This is a genomic window from Haloferax sp. S2CR25 (assembly GCF_031624535.1).
GTDB lineage: Archaea > Halobacteriota > Halobacteria > Halobacteriales > Haloferacaceae > Haloferax > Haloferax massiliensis.
In genome coordinates this window covers 312,440-330,536 of the sequence record NZ_JAMQOO010000005.1, presented here as the reverse complement: position 1 = coordinate 330,536, position 18,097 = coordinate 312,440, and the positions used below count along the sequence as shown (strand labels likewise).

At 67.8% G+C, this 18,097-nt stretch carries 15 protein-coding genes; 8 read left to right on the top strand and 7 right to left on the bottom strand.

What is annotated here, in order from left to right:
* Positions 1-34 precede the first annotated feature (34 nt).
* The 4 genes from NDI65_RS14395 to NDI65_RS14380 form a co-directional block, all read right to left on the bottom strand.
* Complete coding sequence (locus NDI65_RS14395) at positions 35-619, bottom strand: NAD(P)/FAD-dependent oxidoreductase (RefSeq protein WP_042665525.1); 585 nt, start codon at positions 617-619, stop codon at positions 35-37.
* 187 nt (positions 620-806) lie between these two features.
* Positions 807-989 carry a hypothetical protein gene (locus NDI65_RS14390; protein ID WP_042665527.1) on the bottom strand — a complete coding sequence of 61 codons (183 nt, stop codon included), beginning with the start codon at positions 987-989 and terminating at the stop codon, positions 807-809.
* 222 nt (positions 990-1,211) lie between these two features.
* A complete protein-coding gene (sod, locus tag NDI65_RS14385; protein WP_310893770.1) occupies positions 1,212-1,814 on the bottom strand; it encodes a superoxide dismutase in 603 nt (200 codons plus the stop codon).
* A 107-nt stretch (positions 1,815-1,921) separates the two neighbouring features.
* Positions 1,922-2,917 (bottom strand): halo transducer protein, encoded by a 996-nt coding sequence (locus NDI65_RS14380; RefSeq protein WP_089780923.1) that lies wholly within the window; start codon positions 2,915-2,917, stop codon positions 1,922-1,924.
* Between the two features lie 185 nt (positions 2,918-3,102).
* Between NDI65_RS14380 and NDI65_RS14375 the strand changes: the two genes are divergently transcribed.
* From NDI65_RS14375 to NDI65_RS14355, 5 genes are all read left to right on the top strand, one after another.
* Entirely contained in the window at positions 3,103-4,296 is a 1,194-nt protein-coding gene (locus NDI65_RS14375) for a substrate-binding domain-containing protein (protein ID WP_089780921.1), read from the top strand.
* Positions 4,297-4,358: 62 nt separating this feature from the next.
* Positions 4,359-5,492, top strand: a complete 1,134-nt coding sequence (gene pstC / locus NDI65_RS14370; RefSeq protein ID WP_089780919.1) for a phosphate ABC transporter permease subunit PstC — start codon at positions 4,359-4,361, stop codon at positions 5,490-5,492.
* On the top strand, positions 5,492-7,114 hold the full coding sequence (pstA, locus tag NDI65_RS14365; RefSeq protein ID WP_089780917.1) for a phosphate ABC transporter permease PstA: 1,623 nt from the start codon (positions 5,492-5,494) through the stop codon (positions 7,112-7,114). Before pstC ends, pstA begins: the two co-directional genes overlap by 1 nt.
* Positions 7,115-7,116: 2 nt before the next feature.
* Positions 7,117-8,085, top strand: coding sequence for a phosphate ABC transporter ATP-binding protein PstB (pstB, locus tag NDI65_RS14360; RefSeq protein WP_089780914.1), 969 nt, complete (start codon positions 7,117-7,119; stop codon positions 8,083-8,085).
* Positions 8,086-8,319: 234 nt separating this feature from the next.
* Entirely contained in the window at positions 8,320-9,408 is a 1,089-nt protein-coding gene (locus NDI65_RS14355) for a PhoU domain-containing protein (protein WP_310893769.1), read from the top strand.
* Positions 9,409-9,534: 126 nt separating this feature from the next.
* Here NDI65_RS14355 and NDI65_RS14350 read toward each other — a convergent pair whose 3' ends face one another.
* On the bottom strand, positions 9,535-10,590 hold the full coding sequence (locus NDI65_RS14350; RefSeq protein WP_310893768.1) for a TrmB family transcriptional regulator sugar-binding domain-containing protein: 1,056 nt from the start codon (positions 10,588-10,590) through the stop codon (positions 9,535-9,537).
* A 266-nt stretch (positions 10,591-10,856) separates the two neighbouring features.
* Here NDI65_RS14350 and NDI65_RS14345 point away from each other — a divergent pair, with 266 nt between their 5' ends.
* Positions 10,857-13,553 carry a glycoside hydrolase family 3 C-terminal domain-containing protein gene (locus tag NDI65_RS14345; protein ID WP_167344160.1) on the top strand — a complete coding sequence of 899 codons (2,697 nt, stop codon included), beginning with the start codon at positions 10,857-10,859 and terminating at the stop codon, positions 13,551-13,553.
* Positions 13,554-13,661: 108 nt separating this feature from the next.
* On the opposite strand, the gene NDI65_RS14340 is transcribed toward NDI65_RS14345, so the two are convergent.
* Positions 13,662-14,264: a hypothetical protein gene (locus NDI65_RS14340; protein ID WP_089780906.1), complete on the bottom strand. Its 603-nt coding sequence runs from the start codon at positions 14,262-14,264 to the stop codon at positions 13,662-13,664.
* A 72-nt stretch (positions 14,265-14,336) separates the two neighbouring features.
* Positions 14,337-15,383, bottom strand: a complete 1,047-nt coding sequence (locus NDI65_RS14335) for an alanine--glyoxylate aminotransferase family protein (RefSeq protein ID WP_089780904.1) — start codon at positions 15,381-15,383, stop codon at positions 14,337-14,339.
* 177 nt (positions 15,384-15,560) lie between these two features.
* Between NDI65_RS14335 and NDI65_RS14330 the strand changes: the two genes are divergently transcribed.
* Both NDI65_RS14330 and NDI65_RS14325 read left to right on the top strand, forming a co-directional pair.
* A complete protein-coding gene (locus NDI65_RS14330; protein ID WP_089780902.1) occupies positions 15,561-16,571 on the top strand; it encodes an AIR synthase family protein in 1,011 nt (336 codons plus the stop codon).
* Between the two features lie 159 nt (positions 16,572-16,730).
* Complete coding sequence (locus NDI65_RS14325; RefSeq protein WP_089780900.1) at positions 16,731-18,059, top strand: cobyrinic acid a,c-diamide synthase; 1,329 nt, start codon at positions 16,731-16,733, stop codon at positions 18,057-18,059.
* Positions 18,060-18,097: the final 38 nt, after the last annotated feature.

The window sequence follows — 18,097 nt, the reverse complement described above, 5'->3', positions numbered from 1 at the left end:
GTGGCCGCGGTCGAGACGCGACCGAGTGCGTGGATTAGACCTCGTCGACGAGGGTGCCGAAGGTGGACTCGGCGTCGGCGGGCACGTCGAAGTCGTGGTAGTGTTCGCCCTTCTCGTTCGAGAGGATGTTGAGGGCGGCGGCCGCGCCGTCGCCGGCGGAGATGACGGCCTGCCACTCCTCGGCGCGGACCATCGCGCCCGTGGCGTAGGCGCCCTCGACGCTCGTCTCCATCGTCACGTCCACGTCGACGATTCCGTCGTCGAACGCGCAGCCGAGCGCCTCGGCGAGGTCGCGGTTCGCGCCCGTGGCGAGCACGACGTAGTCAGCCTCGTACTCGCCGTCGTCGGTCGCGACCACGAACCCGTCGTCGCTCTCGCTCACGTCGGTGACTTCCTCGCCCTGATGGCGTTCCGCGGCGAAGTGGTCGACCTGCGTGCGGAGCGTCTCCATGAAGTCCGAACCGTCGACGGAGCCGATTCCGGGGTAGTTGAACAGATGCGCCTTGTGCATCCACGTCTCGTCGGTGTCGAAGACCGTCGTGGAGAGCCCGTTCTTGGCGGTGAAGAGAGCGGTTGTCAGACCAGCGGGACCGCCGCCGATGACGATTACGTCTGCCATGCCCAATGCACTAGCGCACTCGATAAAGAACCTCGGTAAAGCGGATATTTTGTGTTCCTCTCGGTTACGTTCTACCCCGGGCGTGCGTCTCGGCGCAGTCCTCGGCGTCCTCCTCGTGAACACGGACCGGCGAGGCGATTCGCCGCGTCGGCCGAGCCCGGAACCGACCGACGTGACGCTTCGATGTCTACTCCTCCAGTTGCGACTCGGCGAACGAGACGGCGAACTGGTCGCGCATCTCGCGGCGAAGCATCTCGCTCATCACCTCGTAGACGACCGGCTGCGGGTATTCCTCCAGTAGCGCGGCGAGTTCGGCGGCACAGTCGGACTTCAGCGCGGCGAATTCGGCGGTCCACGGTGGGTTGCTCATTACCCGCACATCCCCTCCCGCGTAGTTATGAATTTTGATTGAAACAAAGTGGGTTCCGAGCGCGCCCGGTCGCGCCGCTTGCCGGGAGATACGCCGGACGTTCGGCAGAAGGGTGCCGGTCAGGCGGGGTGAACCCACCCCGCCGGATGCCCTCGGTGAGGCACCCTTTCACGGTAACCTGTGGTGGTCGCGCGGGAAGCGCGCCGGGTCGGCGATGCGGCGTTACTCGAAGAGTTCGACGGCCTGCTCGTAGCGAGCGGCGGGTTCGTCCCAGTCGACGACTTCGAAGAACGCGCTCACGAAGTCACCGCGGGCCGGGCCGTAGTCGTGGTAGTACGAGTGCTCCCAGACGTCCAGCGCGAGAATCGGGTGACTACCCCAGAGCGCGCCCTGGTCGTGCTTGTCGACGACGACGTTCCGAAGCTGGTTCGAGAACGAGTCGTACACCAGGAGCGCCCAGCCGCCGGCCGCGCCGGCCGCCGCTTCGAATTCGCCCTTCCACGCCTCGTAGGAGCCGAAGTCCTCCGCGATGCGCTCTGCGAGCGCGCCCGAGGGCTCGTCGCCGCCTTCCGGCGACATGTTCTGCCAGAACAGGTCGTGCAGAATGTGACCGGAGCCGTTGTGCGTGACGTTGCGGAGCGCGCCGGCGGACGAGCCGAACTCGCCCGCGTCGCGGTTGTCGGCGAGAGTTTCTTCGGCCGCGTTCCAGCCGTTGACGTAGCCCTGGTGGTGGGTGTCGTGATGCCACGTCAGCACCTGCTCGGAGATGTGGGGCTCAAGCGCGTCGTACTCGTACGGGAGGGGGTCGAGTTCGTAGTCTGACATTGGTGTTCGCAGTTAGACCGAGGGACCGAACACATATGTACGTTCGCTGAACGCGATTTACGTAGTGGATGTGATATGTGTGATTTCAAATGGTCTCGGGCGCTCGCTTACCCCTCGTCATCAACTCTGGCGTCGTCGAGTTCGGCCTGCACTTCCCCCCACGACACCGGCGGTTCGAACGCCGCCAGCGTCGCCTCGAACGACTCGATTCGCGCCCCGTACTCGTCGGTCCACGGCGACCGGGCGAGGTCGTCGAGTCGCCCGCGGAGGCGCTGTACGCGGGCGTCGAGGTCGGCGAGGTCGGCGGCGGCCTCGTCGAGACCGTCGGTCTCCGCGTCCGACTCGGGAGCCAGTTTCCGGAGGTCGGCGAGTTCGGCCCGCACGTCCTCGACCAACAGGTCGGAGACGCGGGCGCGGAGCGCGGCGTTGCACCACTCGGTCGCGCGGTCGTCGTTAGCGTCCTCGGCGGCGTCGGCGCTGTCTTCGGAACTCTCCGCGTCGGCGACGGCCTCGACCCGGTCTTCGAGTCCGTCGAGCGACTGTTCGAGCGCCGCCACGTCGCCGTTGACCCCGCGCACGCGAACGTCGCGGTTCGAGAGCCACCGCTCGAACTCCTCGATGTCGAGTTGTACGTTGTCCGCGTGCGCGGTGAGCGCCTGCGACTCGGACGCGACCTCCCGGAGTCCGAGCACGACGTCGTAGACGGACCGGGGGTCGTCGCGCCAGTCGGAGAGCCCCCGTAGCTCCTCGCCGAGCGACTCGACCCGGTCGTTCGCGTTCGCGACCGTCGCCTCGAACACGTCGAGACGGGACCGCACGGCACCGATGGCCGCGTCGTCGCCGGCGGCCTCGCGGGCGTCGTCGAGGTCGATAGACGCGAGTTCGACGCGGGTCTCCGCGGTCGAGAGAATCATCGACGCGTCCGTGACCGCCGAATCGACGCCGTCGGCCGTCACCACGCCGTCTTCGGTCACGTGACTGAGTACCGCCCGAACGGTGTCGGGGTCTCGGGACTCGTCCGCGTCCACGACGCGCTCGACCGCCGCGGATTTCGACAGACCGACGATACGTTCGGATCCTATGTTTCGGTCCTGCTGGGCCATCGTGCGTACGTATCTCGGCACCCGTTATATTTTCTGTCGTCTCGATTACGTTCGCGTATATAGTTCTCCGTACTGATGTGTGCGCTAATATCGAACTATTTCGTCTCTTAGTGTTACGTGGGACTCTGATAGAACTAAAGTGGTATTATAAACGCATTTTATTTAAAACCGGGTCTGACCACGTGATGGCGCAAGATTCCAAGAAGTTGGCAGGCAGCGTATCACGTCGGCAGTTCCTCGTCGCATCGAGCGCGGCGGGCGTCGCGGGGCTCGCCGGTTGTTCGGGGCAGTCCAGCCCCGAGACCGACGCGCCGGCGACCGAAGCAGAGGAGACCGACGCTCCGGAGACCACGACCTCGACCCCCGAGGAGACGAGCGAATCGAGCGCGCCGCAGATGCTCACCGCCGAGGGTTCCTCGACGGTGTACCCCATCGCGAACAAGGGGAGCTCCTACTGGAACTCCAACGCGCCGCCGAGCGACGGCGAGTACTGGGGTTCGAGCGACGAATCTACCGTCCCCGGCTGGGACGAACTCGGCGCACCGGACATGCGTCTGGCAGACTACTTCGCATCCCTCTACGGCTTCGAGCCGACCGAGACGCAGGCGAACCCCGCGTTCGCAACGTCCATCGGCCTGAGCCACTCCGGGACGGGCTGTAAGTCCGTCCGCGACGGCCTCGTCGACATCGGTAACTCGTCGGGCCCCATCACGGCCGAACTCGGCATCAGCGAAGAAGAGCGCGACGCGAACTACGTGGACCACGTCCTCGGCCGCGACGGCCAGCCCGTCGTCGTCTCGAAGGACGTTCACGACGCGGGTGTCACGGAGCTCACCGGCGAGGAAGTCCGCCAGATCTACCAGAACGAGATTACCAACTGGAGCGAAGTCGGCGGTCACGACCAGGAAATCTACGTGGTCGGCCGCGCGGAGGGCTCCGGGACGGACACCTCGTTCCGCCTCAACATGCTCGGGAGCGCCGACGCCTCGATGGAGGGCGTCGACACCCGGAAGGGCCAGAACCAGCAGGTCGCGACCGTCGTCCAGCAGAACGACGGTGCCATCGCGTACATGGCACTCGCGTTCACCGGCCCGGAGGTCATCCCTGTCGGAATCGACTTCGAGGGCACGCTCTACGCGCCGGACAAGAGCGCGGAGCACACCATCTTCGACAGCGACTACCCGCTGAACCGGGACCTCCACCAGTACACGACCATCACGGAGGACACCCCGAGCGGGACGGACATGCGCGAAGCCGCGTTCATGAACATGTTCCTGACCACGTTCGGTCAGAAGCTGTTCGTCGAGGACAACAACTACATCCCGCTGCCTGACAAGGACCTCCAGTCCGAGAAGGACAAGCTTCCGAGCCAAGCGTAACGCGGCTCGGACGCGGTCGCGGTTCCTGAACCTCGTTCTTTCCATTCATCGACGCTCCAATCATGAACGTACTTCCAGACTCCGACGGTGCCGGCCTCCGAGCGGCGGCTCGGCGAGGGCTCCGGCGCGGTCGCGACTTCGTCGACGAGACGCCGCCGGGCGCACTCGTCACGGTCGCGGTCGCGGCGGTGTCGCTCCTCGCGGCGTTCGCGGGCTTTCTGGCCGTCTCGTCGCTGACGGCCGTCCCGTTCGCGGTGTTCCTCGTCGCGACGGGCTACGGCTGGCTCAGACACCAAGAATTGACAGCGCGCGTGCTCACGCTGACGACGACGGTCTCGACCATCCTCGTCCTCGGGCTCATCCTCGTCTTCATCTTCGCGGAGGCGTGGCCGACCGTGCAGTACGCGACCGTGAACGTCTTCGGCGTGCCGATTCCGGGCCTGCGGCTCTTCATCGAGACGCGCTGGAGCCCGGTGACGCCGCCGATTCGGTACTCGCTCGTCCCGATGATTCACGGGACGGTGCTCGTCACCATCATCGCGACGGCGGTCGCCGCCCCGCTGGGCGTGGCCGCGGCGCTCTTCCTCAGCGAAATCGCGCCGCGGACCGTCCGCGAGGTCGTCAAGCCGGGCGTCGAGATTCTGGCGGGCATCCCCTCCATCGTCTACGGCTTCATCGGCTTCACCATCCTCAGCCCGTGGGCGGCCGACCAGTTCGACATCCTCGGGCAGGGCACGTACCTGTTCGTCGGTATCGTCGTCGGCCTGATGGCGCTCCCGACGGTCGTCTCGGTCGCCGAAGACGCGCTCAACAGCGTCCCCGAATCGATGAAAAGCGGGTCGCTCGCGCTCGGCACGACCGACTGGCAGACGATGACCTCCATCACCCTGCCGGCGGCCTTTTCGGGCGTCTCGGCCGCGGTCCTCCTCGGCGTGGGGCGCGCCATCGGCGAGACGATGGCCGCGACCGTGATGCTCCGCGGCAGTCCGAAGCTCACGAAGCCGCTGTACAACGTCTTCTACGGTAACGACACGCTCACGTCGCTCATCGCGGCGAACTACGGCGACGCCGACGGCCTCCAGCTCTCGGCGCTGTTCGTCGCGGGCGTCATCCTGTTCGTCACGGTGCTGTTCCTCAGCATCGGGTCGCAGTACATCGAGGCGCGCATGCGCCGGAAGCTCGGAGGTGCCGACTGATGGCGGGCGCGACCGACACCGCGCTCGTCAGCGAGGACACCTCCGAGACAGAAGCGGTCGCCGCCGGCGCGGTGGGACTGGCGGCGGTGCTGTTCGCCCTCTCGCTCGCGTCGGTGTTCGAACTCGTGACCATCACCGACCCCGTCGCGGGCGTGCCGATGGTCGCGCTCCTCGGCGGGCTGTTGGTCCTCCTCGGGCTCGCCGTCGTCGGCTTCGGCGTCGGCTCCCGACTCGGCTACGTCGCCACCAACCCCAGACCGACCGCCGGACTGGTCGCCTCGGGCGCGTTCGCGCTCATCTGGTTCGTCGTCGGCGGCCTCGTCGCCTCGCAGACGCTCGGGCTCGGGACGGCCGGGTGGGTCGCCGCGTCGCTCCTCAGCGGCGGGGTCGCGTTCGCGGTGAGCGCGCTCCCCCGCGAGGACATCGGCTCGACGCTCCCCGCCGGCGCGCTCGCCGCGTTCGCCGGCGTCGTCTTCCTCACCGGCGTCATCGGCCCGTCGTGGGCGTGGGACCTCGGGTGGGAACAGCAGGCGTCGTTCAACGCCGAGTTCACGATTCCGGTCGTGACGGCGTTCTGTTCCCTGCTCGTCGGCTGGGCCGCCGCGAAGGCCTACGGCGGGTTCGGCGCGCGCGGCCGCCACGTCGGCGCGTACGTCCTCGTCTACCTGAACGCCATCTCCATCATCGCGCTGTTGTTCCTCCTCGTCGCGTTCACGGTCCTGAAGGGCCTGCCGGGGCTGTTCAAGGGCCTCGCGCTCGGCGCGGGTGCGGGCCCCGAAGTGACGCTCGTCGGCGTGACGTTCTCGCTGCCCGTCTCGTGGCCGTTCGTCATGAACGGCGTCGCGCTCCTCAACGACGTGAACGGCGTCCTCCCGGCCATCGCGGGGACGGTTTGGCTCGTCGTCGGCGCGGTGCTGTTCGCCGTCCCGCTGGGCGTCGGCGCGGCCGTCTTCATCACCGAGTACGCCGACCGCGGGCGCTTCACGCAGGTCGTCGAAGTCGCCACCAACGGGCTGTGGAGTACGCCCAGCATCGTCTTCGGGCTGTTCGGGCTGGCGTTTCTCGTCCCCCGGCTCGGCAACCAGAAGTCGCTTCTCGCGGGGATGCTCACGCTCGGCTTCATGCTCCTCCCGCTCGTCGTCATCACGAGTCGGGAGTCGATGCTGGCGGTCCCCGACGAGTACCGCGACGCGAGCGCGGCCCTCGGCGTCACGAAGTGGCAGACGGTTCGGAGCATCGTCCTCCCGGCGGCGCTTCCGGGCATCGTCACGGGCATCATCCTCGGCGTCGGCCGCATCGCGGGCGAGACCGCCCCGATTCTCCTGACCATGTCGGGGAGCGTCGCTCCGCCGGGGAGCCAGACGGTCGACGTAGTCGGCGGCTTCCAGTTCTCGCTTTCGCCGCCGTTCGTGACCAACCCCGAACTGATGCGGGCGACCTCGGCGCTCCCGTATCAGCTCTACTCGCTTATCACCGCGGGCGTCGGGGAGTCGTCGAACATCAGCGCCATCGACGAGTTCCGGTGGGCGACGGCGCTCATCCTGCTCGTGGTCGTCTTGGGCTTCTACGCGGTCGGCATCGCGACGCGGTACTACTTCCGGAGTAAACTTCAGCACGACTAACCATGAGCGAAACCAGACAGACGACGGACGACGCACAGGCGACGACGGACGACGCACAGACCGCGGACGGCGAACTCGCCGGCGGCGCGAGCCCCGGCACCGACCAGCCGCTCGAAGTCACGAGCGGCGAGACGCGCGAGCGGACCCGCGAGGAGTGGGTCGAACACGAGTTCGAGGGCGACGCGAAGCTCTCGGTCTCCGACCTCGACGTGTACTACGGCGACGACCACGCGCTGAAAGGCGTCTCGATGGAGATTCCCGAGAACAGCGTCACGGCGCTCATCGGCCCCTCGGGCTGTGGGAAATCGACGTTCCTCCGGTGTCTCAACCGGATGAACGACCGCATCAAGGCCGCGCGCATCGACGGCTCGGTCCGGCTCGAAGGCGAGGAAATCTACCAGGAGGGCGTCAACCTCGTGGAACTCCGCAAACGCGTCGGCATGGTGTTCCAGTCGCCGAACCCGTTCCCGAAGAGCATCGCGGACAACATCTCCTACGGACCGCGGAAGCACGGCGACCTCGACACCGGCCTGCTCGCCAACTTACTCGGCCGGAGCGACGACGACGCGGTCGACGAACTCGTCGAGCGCTCGCTTCGGCAGGCGGCGCTGTGGGACGAGGTGCGGGACCGACTCGACGACAACGCCCTCGGGCTCTCCGGCGGCCAGCAACAGCGGCTCTGCATCGCCCGCGCGCTGGCGACCGACCCCGAGGTGCTCCTCATGGACGAGCCGGCGTCGGCGCTCGACCCCATCGCGACCTCGAAAATCGAGGACCTCGTCCACGACCTCGCGGAGGAGTACACGGTCGTCATCGTCACCCACAACATGCAGCAGGCCGCGCGCATCTCGGACCAGACGGCGGTGTTCCTCACCGGCGGCGAGCTCGTCGAGTACGGCGACACCGACCAGGTGTTCGAGGACCCCCAGAGCCAGCGCGTCGAGGACTACATCAGCGGCAAGTTCGGGTGACGTTCGGGGTTGACCCCGGCCCGACCCGACGCCGACCCGCGCCGAGCGTCCCCGCGCTGACGACGCCGACTTCGACTTCCCGACGTGACGACGGTTCTCGACGACCTGCGGCCGTCGAAGCCGGACAGTCGGCGGCGACGCTCGCTTTTCGTCAGTCGAGTCACTCCCTGCGGCGGGGTCGGCGTCACCGCGGAACTGGCACGCAGACAACACGGTTTCAGACACGCCAACACAATGGAGACACGCAAGATACAGCAGGTCAGCAACGGGACGTTCACCGTCTCGCTCCCCCGAGAGTGGGCGGACGGCGAGGGCATCACCGCCGGCACCGTCGTCAACCTCCACACGCACATCGACGGGGTGCTGGTCGTACAGGCACCCGAGCGCGAGGACGACGCGTCGATGCAGTTCACGGTGACCGTCGGCGGGGGTGACGCGGGCGGCGGGCGCGACTCCGCCGCCGGCGACTTCCTCGAACAGACGCTCCGGGCGGCCTACGCCGCCGGGTCGAAGCAGGTCGTCGTCGAGGCCGACGGGACGTTCGACGCCGCACAGCGACAGGCCGTCAGGCGGGTCGCCCGCAACCTCGTCGGCGTGACCATCACGGAGGAGTCGGACGCGGCCGTCACGGTGCGGAACGTCCTCGACGCGAACGAGGTCTCCATCCGCCAGTCGGTCCGACAGCTCCAGTTCGTCGCCGTCTCGATGCACCGCGACGCGACCGCCGCGCTCACGGGTGCCGCCCCGCTCGACGGCTTCGCGGAGCGCGACGACCGCGCCGACCGGCTGTTTGCGATGGTCGACCGGCACTTCACCCGCGGGCTCGACCGCCTCGACGAGATAGACGCCCTCGGCGAGACGCGCCCGGAGCTGTTCCGCCTCCACACCGCGGCCCGCGAGTTAGAGCGCGTCGCCGACCACGCCGAGCGAATCGCGGCCGTCGCGTCGGCGGTTCCCGCCTCCCTACCCCAGGGGGTCGCCGACGAGGTGTCCGAACTCGCCGAGCTCGTCCCCGAGGCGCTCGAAGCCGCGGTACAGGTCGCGTTCGACGGCGAGAACCCCGACGCGGCGCGGGAGGCGCTTTCGGCGCGCGACCGGGTCCGCGCGGGCGTCGAAGACGTCGAACGGCGGCTGTTCGAGGAGCGCGACGCCGAGGTCGACTACCGGTTCGCGCACGCCCTCCACGCGCTCGAACGGACGGCCGAACACGTCGGCAACGTCGCCGAGGTCGGACTCAGAACGGCGGTCCGAACTCGCAACATGGACGAGCGGCCCGTCGGCGAGGGCGGCCGCGAGTCAGCGGAACACACCCAGAGCGCCTGAACGACTCCAGAACGTCCGAACGACTCTAGAGCGCCTGAACCGGCCGTGGAGGTGCGCTCCCGAAGTGAGCAGTGACTGCGAGCTTTGCGAGAACGCTGTCGAATACGGGGCGGTTGGGACCGACGATTACGTGTCGGCGTACAGAAGCAGACTCGTGGCCTCGTAATCCTCCATGAACGCGCCGACACCGCCGATACTCACGCGTCGATTCCCGACGTCGACCTCGAAGGCGTTTTCGAATAGCAGCTCGCTGTTCGTGGGAGCGATCAAGCTCTGCCGAATCTCGGTTATCGGCCCCTCTATCGTCTCGGTCTCGTCGTCGGCTCCCGTTGGGCGGACCGTCGCACGCACGTGGAGTGACCGCCCGCGGCGTCGCGCCAGCTCCGCGTCGTAGACGGCCGGCCGAATACCGGAGTATCGCCGGGGAAGCGTGTTCGGGCGGCGAAGCATGACCGTCGTCGAGGACTGATACAGACCGAAGAACGCGACGGAGACGACGCCCGTCACGGTCGGGTTGGTGAATTCGATCGCTTCCTCTGGACCGTGTTCCCACGCGAGGACTGACAGCGGTGCGATGAGTCCGCGAGCATCGTCGATTGCGACGTAAGCGGGTAACTGTGCATCGATTCGGTTGACGACGGTTGCGACGTCTTCAACGGCTCCCGACCGGGCCTCGTAGTCGGATTCACTGAGCAGGAGGACGACGAAGACGCCGTCTTCGACTGCGGACTTGAGCGACGCTTCGACTTCGGAGAGAAACGCAAAGGGCAGAGAGAGTCGGATCTCCGAGTCCGCCTGTGAGATCAGCTCGCGGAGTCGACTCGCAAACGTCGGTCGGGACTGAATGACGCCGAGCGACATCGGCTCCGCTCGTGGCTGCTGATACCGCTCTTCGACGGCGTCCTCGATTCGGTCGAGTCTCGCAGATAACGTCTGAAACGCCTCAGAGGGTCGTCGAGCGTGGACGACCGCCGGCGACTGATGCTCCTCGATTCGAACGAGATTTCTCGAATCGAGCTGGGTCACGACCTCGTAAATGTAGCTCGTCGAAACGCCGGCGTCCGATGCGAGCGTCTTCGGTTCGGCGCTGCCTCGCTCTACGAGCGAGAGATACACGTCGATTTCTTTCTCGGAGAAGCCGAACCGCCGTAAGTCGTCGCGGAGCGCGTCGGGATTAGACATCTGTACCAAGTTAGGCATCGATAGTTTACTCGTCGGAGGATAAATGTTATCCTAAGCGGTGTTCCGATATCGGAATAATCCGATATTCGGCACGTGTATCGCGTCTGTCGCAGTTTCTCTGAAACTATATCCGGGGGCGTCCGTTCATTCATCGCCGTTCACTGAGAATAAAAAATAGCTATCCGATATCAAAATAAAACTCTCAACGAGTACTACCTCATATATCATGTACATTTATTTTAATGTGGTTAATCTGCCCGTTTGCGATGTCAGAGGAGAACACAGACACGGCAGACGAAACGGAGTTAGACAGACGGAGTTTCCTGCGGGGGAGTGCGGCGAGTGCCGCGGCGCTCACGTTCGGGTTGTCGGCGACGGAGACCGGCGCCGCACAGACGTCGGACCGCGTCGAATCGCTCATCGACGAGATGACACTCGAAGAGAAGGTGGCACAGGTCACCGGACAGGACGCGTTCCTCGAAGACACCGGCTATCTCCCGCCGAACGAGCGTCTCGGAATCGACGAAGTCCGGATGAGCGACGGTCCGCTGGGGCTTCGACGGGGACAGCAGACGGCGTTCCCGGCGACGATTTCGGCGGCGTCGACGTTCGACCAGCGCCTCGTCGAGACGGAGGGGACGGCCATCGCTCGCGAAGCCGTCGCCAACAATCAGGACGTCCACCTCGCACCGGCGCTGAACATCGTTCGGGTGCCGCAACTGGGGCGAGCCTTCGAGTACTTCGGTGAGGACCCGGCGGTGACCGGCGAACTGGCGACGGCGTTCATCGACGGCATTCAATCCGAGGGAATCATCGCGACGGCGAAACACTACGTCGCCAACAATCAGGAGACGAACCGCGGTGGGCCGTCGCAGGACCTGCCCGGTGTGAGCGCGGAGGTGAGCGAGCGCGCGCTTCGCGAGATATACCTGCCCGGTTTCCGGCAGGCCGTCGAAGACGGCGACGTCGGCGCAATCATGGCGGCGTACAACCGTATCAACGGGACGTACGCCACCGAACACGCGAAACTGCTTGACGAGATTCTCAAAGAGGAATGGGGCTTCGACGGCCTCGTCATGTCCGACTGGGGGGCGGTCCATTCGACGGTCGCCTCGGCGAACAACGGCCTCGACGTCGAGACGCCGGGAGAGAACCCCGCGTTCGACCTCAACTGGCCGGCCTACTGGGGCGACGACCTGCTGGAGGCCGTCAACGACGGCTACGTCAACGAGGCGGAAATCGACGACAAAGTACGACGGCTGCTCGGGCAGTTGGCGCGGTTCGGCCGCTTGGAGACACGGGATGCGCCCGACGTCTCGGTGGACAGGCGGGCACAGCGCCGAGTCGCGCGGGACGTGGCGGAACGCGGGGCGGTCCTCCTCAAAAACGAGGGCGACGTGCTCCCGTTCGAGACGGACGAGCTAGACGAACTCGCGGTCATCGGACAAACGCCGTCCCGCTTCCGAATCGGCGGTGGCGGGAGTTCCGACGTGGTGCCGGAACGCCGCGTCGGCCCGCTCGAAGGTATCGAGTCGTTCGTCGGCGACGACGTCACCGTCACGCCGGTCGAAGCGTCCGAACACCAGCCACTCGACGTCTCGACGGTCGCACACCCGGAGACGGGGGACTCGGGCTTCCGAGCGGCGTACTTCGATAACACGTCGTTCGACGGTGAGCCGGTCACGACGCGGTCGATGCGGTCGAACTCCCTGTTTTCCGAGGATATCGAGGCCGTCAGCGGCGTCGAGCCGAGCGAGTTCTCCGCGCGGTTGACCGGCGAATGGACCGCCCCGGTGTCCGGTACGGTCTCGTTCGAAGTCGCCAGTTCGAGCGCGAGCAGGCTCCTGATTGACGGCGAGCAGGTGGTCGAAAATCAGGGCGGTACGCTCGGAGGGAGCGCATCGACGACCGGGGACGTCTCGGTCGAAGACGGCGAGGCGTACGACGTCACTATCGAAGTCGCGGGCACCCAGTACACCGACGAACCGTATCTCCGCGTCCGCATCGCCCGACCGGACGAAAACCCCCTCGACCTCGCGACGGAGGCCGCGGCGAGCGCCGACGGTGCGGTGGTGATCGCGAAGGGGTCTTCAGAGGAGGGCGAAGACCGCGAGGACTTGCGTCTCGGCGGGAATCAGAACGAACTCGTGGAGGCCGTCGCCGAGGCCAACGACGCGACCGCCGTCGTTCTCAACACCGGGGGTCCCGTGGTGATGCCCTGGGTCGACGCCGTCCCGACGGTTCTCCAGATGTGGTTCCCCGGCCAAGAGGGCGGTGGGGCACTCGCGAATCTCCTCTTCGGCGACGCGAACCCCGCCGGCAGGTTGCCGGTCACGTTCGGCGCTGACCTCTACGACTACCCCGCGAACGAGCCGGATTCCGACCGGCGCTTCCCCGGGGAGAACAACCACGTCTACTACGACGAGGGGATTTACGTCGGGTACCGACACTTCGACGACGAGGCCATCGAACCCCTGTTCCCCTTCGGCGCCGGCGAGTCGTACACGTCGTTCGCGTACCGGAGGGCCACGCTCAGCCCCGGAGCGGTCGGGGACGGCCAGACCGCCTCGCTCTCCGTCGACGTCGCCAACACGGGAGACGTCGCCGGGACGGAGACGGTCCAAGTGTACGCCAGAGACGTGCAGGCCAGCGTCGACCGTCCGCCGAAGGAACTCGTCGCCTTCCAGACGGTCTCGCTCGACCCCGGCGAGCGGACCACCGTCTCGCTCGAAGTGACGCCCGACGACCTCGCGTTTTTCCACCCCGACGACGAGGCGTGGGTCACCGAACCCGGGCGGTTCGAACTGCTCGTCGGCCACTCGTCGCGAGATATCCGCCAAACCGTCACGCTGAACGTGATCGACAGGCCCGACGTCGCGAACAGTGCGAGTAACGGTCGCAGCGGGAACGGTTCGGGCGCTAACGGTGATGACGGCAACGACAGGGGTGGCGCAGGAAACTAGGCGCGGTCGAATCCGCGGCCGCGCGTCCGGCGTCGCCGCTTTCGCTTCGAGCGCGTCGAGCGTGATTCGCCCAGTGCCGCTATCGAACGCGCGGGACCGGAACGGGACCTACTCGGCCACCGAGTCCTCCCGCAGCGGAACGAGATTCGTCAGGGCGCGGTCGCCGAACAGGACGACGAGCGCCGCGCCGACGAGGTTAAACAGGAGGTCGAGCGCGGTATCGGTTCGGCCGTAGGAGACGAGCACGGGGTCGATGCCGAGCGCGTCGGCCCCGCGATGGATGGCGTACTCCGCGAGTTCCCAGAGCACGCCGGCGCAGACGACGACCGCGAGCACGCGGGTCGAGGGGTCGCGGCCGCGGCGGCGCGAGAGCACGTGGACGACCCCGCCGAGAATCGTCGCCGAGTGGGCGTGAGTCAGGTGGTCCCACCACCACACGTCGTCGTAGGGGCCGAGCATCCCGACCGAGTGAGTCAGCATGGCCGACTCGACGTAGAGGCGCTGCCACGGGCGGAACTCGACGCCGACCAGTCGCTCGAAGGCGTCGGGGAGGTACGTGCCCGCGAGCGCGAACGCGGCGTTCACCATCGCGGCCGGGTTGCGACGGCGGAGCCCGGTCAGAAACACGACGACGATTGCGTATCTGATTCCGTCGTCCGGTCGCCGCCGCCGCCCCGTCGAATCGCTCGTCTCGGTCACGGTCGTTCTCATCGGGACTGTCGTCGGCGTCGGGTAAAAACGTTGACAGCCGGACGGCGGTCGGTCGCAGACGGGACGGCGGTCTCAGACGACGGAAGAGAGCGCGTCCATCACGCGGTCGACCTTCTCCACGTCGGCGTTGTAGCCCATGTGACCGACCCGGAGAATGTCGTCGGCGAGGTCGGCAAGCCCGGTTGCGAGGACGATGTCGTGTTCGGCTTCGAGTTCCGCTCGGACGCGCTTCGCCTCGCCGGGGAGGTGGAACGCCGTCACCGTCGGGGCGCTCCGCTCTGCGTCGGGGTAGAGGTCGAGGCCGAGGTCGGCCCCGCGCTCGCGGCAGTGCGCGGCGGCTTCCTCGTGGCGCTCGTAGACCGCGTCGAGCCCTTCTTCGAGGAGCATCGACAGCGACTCGTCGAGGGCGGCGACGTTCGCGCCGAGGTGGGTGTACGGGAAGCCCTCGCTCGTGTCGCGCCACGGGAGGAGGTTCGTGTAGAGCGAATCGGGGTCGCGTTCCTCGATGACCTCCCACGCGCGGTCGCTGACGGCGGCCGTCGTCAGTCCCGGCGGCGAGCTAAACGCCTTCTGCGACGCGCCGAGGTTGATGTCGATGTGCTCGCTCGGGACGGGCGTCCCGCCGAGCGAGGAGACGGCGTCGACGACGGTCAACACGCCGTGGTCGTGGAGGCGTTCGAGGACCGGCGCGATGTCGTTGAGCGTCCCCGTCGGCGTCTCGCAGTGGACCATGGTGGCGACCTCGAACTCGCCCTCGTCGAGCGCGGCTTCGACGCCCGCCACGTCGAGCGGGTCGGTGTAGTCGGCACCGACGATGGTCGGTTCGCCGCCGTAGCTCTCGACGAAGTCGGCGAAGCCGTCGCCGTAGAGGCCGTTCGAGACGCAGAGCACGTCGTCGCCGGGGGCGACCGTGGAGGCGATGGCGGCTTCGAGGCCGAGGATGCCCTCGCCGCCCATGACGACCACGTCGTCGTCGGTGCCGTAGACGCGCCCGAGCTTCTCGCAGACGCCGTCGTAGGTGTCGAAGAAGGACTGCTCGATGTCGGGGTTCGGCATCGGCTCGCTCAGTCGGTCGCGGACCCGCGGCGGGACGGCCGTGGGGCCGGGTGTCATCAGCATGCCTCCCCGTAGCGAACAGAGCGTCTTAGCAGTACGGCATCGGCGGCGGGCGCTCGACCGCCTCGGCGACGCCGACCGGTCGCGGTCGATGCGGACGACCGGCGGGCGTCGAACGCGGCCGTCCGCACCGACGACGGACGGGAAGGCACAAAAGCGCCCTCGCCGTCAGCCACGTGTATGAGCAAGCTCTCACCTGCGGACCTCGACCGCTACGTCTTCTCGCGGACGGGGGCCCCCAACGACGACCTGCTCGTCGGGGCCGGCTACGGCGAGGACGCCGCCGCCGTCGCCACCGGCGAGGGAACGATGGTCGTCAGCACCGACCCCATCTCGCTCGCCGCCGAGCGCATCGGCACCCTCGGCGTCGCCATCGCCAGCAACGACGTGGCCGCCTGCGGGGGCGTCCCCGAGTGGCTCGTGAGCACCGTTCTCCTCCCCGAACCGGACGTGGACCTCCTCGACGACATCACCGCCCAACTCGACGCGGAGGCCCGACGACTCGGCATCAGCATCGTCGGCGGCCACACCGAGACGGTCGCCGGGCTCTCGCGGCCGCTCCTCTCGCTTACCTGCATGGGGCCGACCGACCGCTACGTCCCGACGAGCGGCGCGGACCCCGGCGACGCGGTGATTCTCACCAAAGGGGCCGGAATCGAGGGCACCGCCGTCCTCGCCACCGACTTCCGCGCCGACCTCGATGCCGCCGGCGTCGATTCCGAGACGGTCGACCGCGCCGCGGACTTCTTCGACGACATCAGCGTCCTCCCCGAATCCGCCGTGCTCGCGCCCGCCGCGACCGCGATGCACGACCCGACCGAGGGCGGCGTCCTCAACGGACTGGTCGAACTCGCCTGCGCCTCCGGCGTCCGAATCGAGGTCGACGGCGACGACGTGCCCGTCCGCCCCGAGACGCGGGCGCTCTGCGACGCGATGGGCGTCGACCCGATGCGGATTCTCGGCTCCGGCGCGCTCCTCGCGGCGGTCCCCGAAGACGAGGCCGACGGCGTTCTCGCCGCCCTCGACGCCGAGGGAATCGAGGCGACGGTCGTCGGAACCGTCGAAGCGGCGGGCGACGGCACGAACGCGGACGACGGTGCGGACTCGACCGCATCGGCCGCGGGCGTCGTCTACGACGGGGTTCACCACGCCGACGGCGTCGAAGACGACATGTACGACCTCTGGAACTGAGCCGAACGCGAGTCGCCTGACCGACCCGGCGACGCCGGGAGAACCCAACACAACTTTGACTACTGAAATTCCACTTGGTGATATGACTGCCGAACGCCCGTCTCGACTCGCGAGCGACCCGCCGGAAGTCCCGTCCGCGGCACGGACCGCGGTGACCAGATGAGAGGCGTCGTCGTCGCCGGCACGGCCTCCGGCGTCGGGAAGACGGTCACGACGCTCGCGGTGTGCCGCGCGCTCGAACGGGAGGGTTACGAGGTCCAACCGGCCAAGGCCGGGCCCGACTTCATCGACCCCTCGCATCACGCCGCCGTCGTCGGGAAGCCCTCGCGGAGTCTCGACCCGTGGCTCGAAGGCGACGACGGCATGCGCCGGACCTACGCCCGCGGCGAGGGCGATATCTGCGTCGTCGAGGGCATGATGGGCCTGTACGACGGCGACACGTCGACCGCCCGAGTCGCCGCCCTCCTCGACCTCCCCGTGGTCCTCGTCGCGGACGCGAGAGCCGGGATGCAGAGCGTCGCGGCGACGGCCTACGGCTTCCGAACCTACGCGGACCGCATGGGCATCGACGCCGACGTGGCCGGCGTCATCGCCTCTCGGGCCCACGGCGGCCGCCACGCCGAGGGCATCCGCGACGCGCTCCCCGAGGAACTGCCGTATCTCGGCCGAATCCCGCCGAGCGACGACCTCGAAATCCCGGAGCGCCACCTCGGCCTCCACCTCGGCGACGAGGCCCCGCTGTCCGACGAGGCGCTCGACGCCGCGGCCGACGGGATTCGCGCCGACGCGCTCGCGGCGGTGGCTCGGGAACCCGGCTGGGACACCGAGGAGTTCGAAGTTGGCGTTCGGGCCGAGGCGGCCCGAGCGACGGATTCCGACGGCCCGACGGTCGCCGTCGCCCGCGACGAGGCGTTCTGTTTCGTCTACCCCTCGACCCTCGACAGACTGGAATCGCTCGGCGCAGTCTCGTACTTCTCGCCGGTCGCCGGCGACGACCTCCCCGACTGCGACGGCGTCTACCTCCCCGGCGGCTACCCCGAGCGGTTCGCCGCGGACCTCGCGTCGTCGCCGACGCTCCCGGCGCTCGCCGACCGCGCCGCCGACGGCCTGCCGGTGTTCGGCGAGTGCGGCGGGCTGATGGCGCTTTCCGAGTCGCTGACGACGACCGACGGCGACACCCACGAGATGGCCGGAATCCTCCCCGCCGACGTGACGATGCGGGAGCGCTATCAGGCGCTCGACCACGTGGAACTCCGCGCGACCGACGGGACGCTGACCGCCGACGCGGGCGAGACGCTCCGCGGCCACGAGTTCCACTACTCGTCGGCGGACCCGGCGACGGACGCCCGGTTCGCCTTCGACGTGGAGCGCGGGACCGGCATCGACGGCCGCGAGGGACTCACCGAGTACCGAACTCTCGGTACGTACGCGCACGTCCACCCCGAGAGCGGGGCGTTCGACCGCTTCGTCTCGCGGCTGACGGACTGACTGCGACAAGCACCGACCGACAACCGACGACCGACTGC